This is a genomic window from Thermovirga sp. (genome assembly GCA_012523215.1).
Classification (GTDB): Bacteria; Synergistota; Synergistia; order Synergistales; family Thermovirgaceae; genus 58-81.
Window position 1 is genome coordinate 1 of the sequence record JAAYIZ010000201.1, and the last position, 5504, is coordinate 5504.

At 61.0% G+C, this 5504-nt stretch carries 8 protein-coding genes; 3 read left to right on the forward strand and 5 right to left on the reverse strand.

Annotated features, from left to right (window positions below; all coding sequences use genetic code 11):
* Together GX108_05645 and GX108_05650 are read right to left on the reverse strand one after the other, a co-directional pair.
* The coding region (locus GX108_05645; protein ID NLO56520.1) for a hypothetical protein at window positions 1-203 on the reverse strand (203 nt) is incomplete at its 3' end.
* Between the two features lie 82 nt (window positions 204-285).
* Window positions 286-1479, reverse strand: coding sequence for a CCA tRNA nucleotidyltransferase (locus GX108_05650; protein ID NLO56521.1), 1194 nt, complete (start codon window positions 1477-1479; stop codon window positions 286-288).
* Between the two features lie 132 nt (window positions 1480-1611).
* Here GX108_05650 and GX108_05655 point away from each other — a divergent pair, with 132 nt between their 5' ends.
* Together GX108_05655 and GX108_05660 are read left to right on the forward strand one after the other, a co-directional pair.
* Entirely contained in the window at window positions 1612-2109 is a 498-nt protein-coding gene (locus tag GX108_05655; GenBank protein ID NLO56522.1) for a hypothetical protein, read from the forward strand.
* Entirely contained in the window at window positions 2106-2633 is a 528-nt protein-coding gene (locus tag GX108_05660; protein ID NLO56523.1) for a hypothetical protein, read from the forward strand. Before GX108_05655 ends, GX108_05660 begins: the two co-directional genes overlap by 4 nt.
* Here the strand turns inward: GX108_05660 and GX108_05665 are convergent.
* Together GX108_05665 and GX108_05670 are read right to left on the reverse strand one after the other, a co-directional pair.
* Window positions 2614-3663, reverse strand: coding sequence for an NAD(P)-dependent glycerol-3-phosphate dehydrogenase (locus tag GX108_05665; protein ID NLO56524.1), 1050 nt, complete (start codon window positions 3661-3663; stop codon window positions 2614-2616). The two genes, GX108_05660 and GX108_05665, sit on opposite strands and share 20 nt — an antisense overlap.
* Window positions 3664-3683: 20 nt before the next feature.
* A complete protein-coding gene (locus tag GX108_05670; GenBank protein NLO56525.1) occupies window positions 3684-4328 on the reverse strand; it encodes a hypothetical protein in 645 nt (214 codons plus the stop codon).
* Between the two features lie 166 nt (window positions 4329-4494).
* On the opposite strand from GX108_05670, the gene GX108_05675 reads away from it, so the two are divergent.
* On the forward strand, window positions 4495-4830 hold the full coding sequence (locus GX108_05675; GenBank protein ID NLO56526.1) for a cupin domain-containing protein: 336 nt from the start codon (window positions 4495-4497) through the stop codon (window positions 4828-4830).
* A 192-nt stretch (window positions 4831-5022) separates the two neighbouring features.
* On the opposite strand, the gene GX108_05680 is transcribed toward GX108_05675, so the two are convergent.
* The coding region (locus GX108_05680) for a GGDEF domain-containing protein (protein NLO56527.1) at window positions 5023-5504 on the reverse strand (482 nt) is incomplete at its 5' end.

Here is a 5504-nt window from a genome sequence, read left to right on the forward strand (position 1 = left end):
ACGGGCGCAGCCGCGAAGGAGCAGGCAAAAAGGACGAGGGCCAGGGCCAGGTCGACCCGGTCAACGGGGTGATACCCGAAGAGTATGTCGGTGACGAACATCGTGGCGTACCAACCGGAAAGCACGAAGCAGGTTGCGATCCTCCGCCTCCGATGCTGTTTGTTAAAAACTACCGTCGCCTTGCCCATCTCTGACTGTTCCATCAGGATCCCCCGCTTAAATTAATGTTTTTAGGCCATAAGGATACTATGTCAACCCGGATAAGGAAAGGCGGGAAGGCACCGTTCATACTCTCTTTCCTCGATTGAAGACACGGCGCAGGGCTTGGTGCCTGTCCTTCACTTCCCCCAGGGCTATCGCCCCGTCGAGATCGGCTAGGATCTCGCCCACCTCCGGCCCGCTTTTCAGTCCCGTGAGCGCCATCACTTCCTCACCGGTGATCCTTCGGCCAAAGGACTGAAGACGCAGTATGAACGCCGCCGACGACCTCTGGCTTTCAGCCCAGGCTTCGGCGGCCGATGGGCCTTGCTCGAGGCTTTCAATATACCCGAATAAGAAGAGTCTCCCAAGCCAACGCGCACCCCGGGATCGATAGAGGCCGGCCCAGGAGCTGGCGTCGGCGCCGTGGAGGGCGATGGTACGGTATCTCACGAGGTTCTTTGTCTCCCCGGCCATCCCCTTCGGCCAGCTCCAGGCCGAGATCGTCGCCGCGACGCCTTTGCCGTCTTCGGCGAGCAGGCAGGCCGCCCTGACAGCCCTATCGTCGGTGAGAGAGCACGCCCTGCGGATCCTGTCCAAGGTGGTCGCCCTCCGATCGGCCGTGACCTCCCCCCAAAAGGGCAGGACTGATGCAAGGAGGCCCTGCCCTTCAAGGGTATCCAGGAAAGCGGGCAGGTCCCCCGCCAGGGCTTTAAAAATCTCCCTTCCGATCCGGGGAAGCGGCATTGAGGAGACCCGGGAAGCGAAGCCGCGGCAGGCCTCCCGAGAGACGGGGTCGACGCTGAAGCCTGGCAGTTCGGAAGCGAACCGGGCGAGCCTTACAGCCCTCAGGGGATCCGAGGTGAGCCTATCCAGGGGGGCACCGGTGAACCTCAGCAGCCTCCTTGCCAGGTCAGCCCTTCCCTCCCAGGGGTCCACAATCGTGCCCTCGATGGATACCGCCATGGCGTTGATGGTAAGATCTCTCCGCCCGAGGTCTTCTGCCAGGGTGTCACCCTGGAAACTGGAAATATCCACTCGGTACCCCCCGGAGTCTATGATAACCGTGGCGGCGGGAGGGCATCCCACGACCGGTGCTCCGGGCCACAGTTCCAGGATCTCCTCCGTGGAGGCCGAAGTCGCCAAATCCGCCTCCATCGATTCCCGGCCGAGGAAGAGGTCGCGGACCGCGCCCCCGACGACGGCGGTCTCGTGTCCCCGGGCGACGAGCTTCGATGCGGCGCAAAGAGCCGCCAGGATCGCTTCCTGCAGGGGTCTCACCACCTTTCCTGTATTGTATCACTTCACAGTGGTGTCAATATGGCCTGGAAGCGTTTATTTTCCGGTATACTGAAGGGCCGGACAGGATGGAATATTGCGACCGCGGGTCGGTCAAAGCCCGGGGCGGAAGGAATGATAGGGTTGGGAATGGTAATCGCTTGGGTGCTCATGGCGGTACTTTTTTTGATTTCGTGGTTTATCAGCAGGGAGAGGACCCTTGAAGCCGTCCGCCTGGCTTGGTCCTTCTTCAGGGATGTTCTGCCCATGTTCGTTGTTGTCCTGGTGTTCACGTCCCTCAGTCTTGGTTTGATAAGCGAAGAGGTCCTTCTTGAACTCCTCGTGGGGAGAGGTCTCCTCGCGGGGAGTATCATCGGGGCCGTGGCCGGTTCCATAGCAGCCATTCCCGGTTCCGTGGCTTTCCCCCTGTCGGGTATTCTCCTCGAAAAAGGCGTTCCCTACACGGTGATCGCCGCTTTCACTACCACCCTCATGATGGTCGGTGTCGTAACGCTTCCCCTTGAGAGGGAATATCTTGGTTTCAAGGTGGCCCTGGCCAGAAATCTTGCCGGGCTGGCGATGGCCCTGGTCGTTTCCGTTGCAATCGGCTTCTTCTTTGGAGAGTTGCTATGAAGGGCAAAAGATCCGCCTTGCCTTTTTGGGTCGTGTCGCTTTTAGGTTTCGCCGCTTTCGTCATGCTTTCGGCCTTCCTTCGTTTCGAGCCGGGGATGAGGTGTGGTGCCAACTTCCTGGACTTCGCGCGGACGATGGCCGGTCTTTTGCCGCCGACCTTCCTGCTGGTAGGACTGTTCCACGCCTGGGTCCGGCGGGAGACCGTGGAAAAACACATGGGGAGCGAATCGGGAGCGCAGGGTTACTTCTGGGCTGTCGTGCTGGCGGGGACAATTGTAGGCGGTCTCTTTGTCGCCCTGCCCCTCTGCCTGGTTTTACAGAAAAAGGGGGCTTCCATGAAGGTGATCCTGACCTTTCTCAACGCATCCATGATCAGCAGAATCCCCATGACGATCTTCGAGGCTTCTTTTCTGGGGATTGGTTTTACCCTCATCCGTTTTGCCATCTCTATCCCGCTGGTGGTCCTGATCGCCTGGGCCATGTCCCTGTGGCTCGGCGAGGATTTCAGGATCGCCGAGCCTTAAGCACCCCTGTTTGTCCCCTTCCCCAGTACATCTCGAGTGGCAGTTCGGGCTTGAGTTCCCGTCCGAAGAGGGATTCCACCACGCACTCCGGCGAGGCTCCCTCGTAGAGGATGCGATGCACCGCTTCAGCGAGGGGCAATTCAATGCCGATCCTCCTGGCGTGCCTCACCAGGGCATCCACGGTGAAAGCGCCCTCGGCCACCTGGCCGAGGGCCTCCATGGCCTGCTGCAGGGTCATCCCATCGCCGATGGCCAGGCCCAGTTTGTAGTTTCTTGAGAGGTTGCTGAAGCAGGTAACCATCAGGTCGCCGACCCCGGCGAGCCCCGCCAGCGTAAGGGGATGGGCTCCCAGGTTGGCGCCGAGTCTCATCACCTCCGCCAGCCCCCTGCACGCCAGGGCGGCCAGGGCGTTGTGCCCCATCTCCCTGGAGGCGGCGATCCCGGCGGCGATGGCTATGACGTTCTTCACGGCTCCGCCGATCTCGACGCCGGCGACGTCGTCGCTGGTGTAGACCCGGAAAAGCCTTCCGGAGAAAATTTCCTGCCAGAGTTTCGGCTCGCCGGTGATGGAAGAGGCGACGACGACGGCCGTGGGCTTGCCGGCGGCGACCTCTTCGGCATGGCTTGGGCCCGACAGGACGGAATACCTGGATTCGGGGAGGAGCTCGGCGACGATGTGGCTTATCCTTTCACCCGACGATATCTCGATCCCCTTTGCCAGGTTGCATATCCTCAGGTCCCGGGGCCAGTACTTCGCCGCCCCCGCAAGGAACCCCCTGACCGACTGGGTGGGCACGGCGGTGACATGCAGTTGGGATGAAAGGGCGGCCTCCTCGAGGTCCGAGGTCACCGAAAGGGCGGGGCTCAGATCGGTGTCCCTGAGGTAGTCCGGGTTCCTCCCCGTGGCGTCTATGGCCCGCGCCTGCTCGGGTCTCCTGCACCAGAGAGTGGTCTGATGTCCCCCACGGGCCAGGAGGTCGGCGGTGGCGGTCCCCCAGCTTCCGGCTCCGTAGACGGTGATCTTACCCATGGCGTCTCCTTTCCGGCTCGTCAAGCCAGCGTCGACTCTTCCCAGTCGAACCAGCAGTAGTTGTGTTCGGGCCTGGTTATGTCCGTCAATCCGAAGGGAAGGTCGCTCGCGAAGACTATATCCCGCTCCGACTGGAACTTGAGGAGTTGCCGGTCGCCCTTTTTCGCGAAGGGTCGGCCGTCGTAGAGGCCGACGAAGTTCGAACTGAAGCAGGACAGGGCCTGCGGGAAGGGGAGGTCCATATCCACGATCATCCTCGCGATGAATTCGCTGTCGGTTATGTCGCCCGTGACGCGTCCCAGGGCGGCCACCTGGCTTTCGCTGCCGTTCGCGGCCAAGACCAGGTGATGCCGCCCCTCGATTACGAAGGGGTGGCAATTTTCATCGCGGACTGATCCGACGCTGGCTTCCCTCGTATGGAAGACGGCCCACTCGTAGTCGCGCCCCTCCAGGACAGCCGCGGCGCGCCCGGGCTGCATGTCAGCGCCCCGTTCATAATGAAGTACCGATCCATCGCCGTAAAGCACCACGCCGCTCCCATGGCCGCCGTGACGGAGGTCGAGCCCCTTGAGGAAAGCGGCCAAGGTGTTGCAGTGGGGGAATTCAGAAAGCCTCTCGACGAGCCTGGATATGCCCGACCTGTTCGCAATGAGCATCCTGCACATGATTCCTTACCTCCCACCTGGAACCTTTACCATTCCTTTAGGCCATGATATACCAGCAGTGCCTACAAACGAAGCGAACCCTCCCTTGGCCCGGCTTAGACAGGGAATGGGCGGACTTGCTGGAAAAAACGGCCGATTCGGCCGATCTCAGGAGGTGTCCTGCGCCATGAAGCTTTTTGGGAATCTTTTTTCCCTGCCGGAAACTCTTCCCAAGGAAGAGGTCTTTGAGGACCTCCTGGCGGGACCCATGGTGAGGATAGAGAGGATCCTATCGTCGGGGCAGGTGACGCCGCCGGACGCCTGGTTGCAACAGGACGCCGACGAGTGGGTGGCGCTTTTGCGGGGCGAGGCGACCCTGGAATACGACGATTTCTCCAGGGTGAACCTCCGCCCCGGCGACTGGATTTTCATTCCCGCCTGCACCAGGCACCGCGTAACGTCGACTTCATCCGACCCGGCCTGTCTCTGGCTCGCCGTTCACGGGAAACTACGGCGAAAATAAAAAGGAGCGAAGATGTCTCCGACCCTGGAACCGGGTCATTTCGATGGAACGACCTTCACTCCGGGTCTCTTGAACCGAAGGCAATGCTCTTGGGCGAACGGTCGCCCAGGGTCTCCGCCTTGTCGCCCCGCACCGGTCGTATTACTGCTATTTTACTCCTTTATCCTGTTGACGGGCAGGCAGGGGTCTTTTTCAGGAGGAAACACCGTTTCCCCCTCTTTGTTTTACCTCGTACAGGGCAAAGTCGGCCCTTTTCGTGAGGGAATCGATGTCGTCCCCATCCCGGTAGGTCGACACGCCTATGCTGGCCGTGACAGGACCGAACCCCCCGTGGTCCAGGCCGAGCAGCAGCACCCGCAGTTTCCTGGCGAGCATGAGCGCCTCTTCCGCGTCGACCGGGGTGGAAATGATGAGTTCGTCGCCGCCCCAGCGTGTCACCCTATCCGAGGATCGAACATTGTTCTTGATCGCCTGGGCTATTTCCTGCAGGCCGCTGTCGCCGGCCAGGTGTCCCTTCGTGTCGTTGAGGGCCTTGAAGTTGTCCAGGTCGATCATGATCAACGACAGGGGCGACCCGTACCTGGAGGCCCTGGCTATCTCCTTCCGCAGGTTTTCGTCGAAGAACTTCCGGTTGAAGAGGTCCGTTGTCATATCCGTGGTGGCCGCGGTATAGA